The 980-nt window shown below is 39.2% G+C and carries 1 protein-coding gene; it reads right to left on the reverse strand.

Features of this window, described 5'->3' with window-relative positions:
- Window positions 1-980: IS4 family transposase (locus CO726_RS31090; protein WP_099686844.1), on the reverse strand; the 980-nt coding region annotated here is incomplete at both ends.

The raw sequence follows: 980 nt of genomic DNA on the forward strand, positions 1-980 counted from the left end.
AAATCGTTCTAGTTTCATTCTTTTACTTACATGAATACGAAATATAGATTTCCATGTTTTAAATAGAATTTCTACTTGCCATCGTAATGAATAAAAAGCATACACCTCTGTGGCTGGCAGTTTCTCTGACGAAGCGTTGGTAACTAATAGATTTACTTTGCTCGCAGACTTTGGCATTTTCTTTTTCATTTTTTTATGATGTTCCAAGCGCTTCGCCCATTCATTCTGCTTTAAACGATATAAGATAAGGCGAGTTCGATGCTTGTACTTTAATCCGATATATACCTCTGGCAATTCTAGCGTTTCTCCTTCTTCTAAATTCTTCGTTAAGGATTCTATATGTAATAAAATCCAATTTCCATCTTCCCCTTTTTGGTACACTTGCGTGTTCCAACGAATTCTAGATATATAGTAAGCATCGCATAGAGAGATGCGCTCTAAATCACCAATGTCGTGATATCCAAGGTCGCGAAGTACGAGATCTCCAGCTTGTAAAGTCTTAGTACGTTCCTGCCCATATTTTGCATCGTTACTAGTAGCGTGATCAGCTGTCATTCCGAGAAATTCTCCCGAAAGTAGCTCATACTCCAATTGAATTTTCACACCGGCTTCAGAACCGCCCCCGCCAAAGCCTTTATACATTTCAGCATAGGAAGAAGGGAGCTGAAAAGAGGTCGAATCCAAAATACGAATTCGTGTAAAACGACTAGATAGCGATTTAGTGGGACAAACTTTTTGCCGGAAGGCATACAGAAATAACTCTTTGAGAAAGGCTACAGTTCGCTTGTTCCAACGCTTATTAAGTGCCTCAGCTGAGAGACAAGTTCCTGTAGCTTCATTTAATTTTGTACAAAGACTAACTAGGGACTCAGAACTGATTGTTTGTCCCAAAAATACACAGAGTGATACAAGATCCTGTGCCTGAAATTTTCGCTTTCGTTGAATCATACCTGTTTGATACGCAAGTTCCTGTAGGTGAT

Origin of the sequence: Bacillus fungorum (genome assembly GCF_002746455.1) — a bacterium.
Taxonomy (GTDB): domain Bacteria; phylum Bacillota; class Bacilli; order Bacillales; family Bacillaceae_G; genus Bacillus_A; species Bacillus_A fungorum.